At 20.3% G+C, this 232-nt stretch carries 1 protein-coding gene; it reads left to right on the top strand.

Annotated features, from left to right (window positions below; translation table 11 throughout):
• Positions 1–43 precede the first annotated feature (43 nt).
• Positions 44–232, top strand: a 189-nt coding sequence (locus ACNEUN_RS06485; protein ID WP_463631651.1) for a hypothetical protein, incomplete at its 3' end; no start/stop codon positions are given.

Raw genomic sequence — 232 nt, 5'->3', positions numbered from 1 at the left:
CTTAAAACAAAAGCATACTATATTGAACAACCTAACAATCATTATGATCAAAAATAAAAAAAAAAAAAAAATTCTAAGTAGACATCATATAAATCTCTACAAAATCTATAAAATAAACAACAAACATAAAAACAAAAAAAATTTCCAAACACAAAAAAAGGAAAAAACCCCACCGATTTTAAAAAAAAAAAAAAAAAAAAAAAAATTTAGCCCACAACAATTATATAAAGAG

Source organism: Gardnerella sp. C0684A1, from assembly GCF_055326835.1.
The sequence above is the reverse complement of the archived record's forward strand: the minus strand, read 5'-3'. Positions and strand labels throughout refer to the sequence as shown.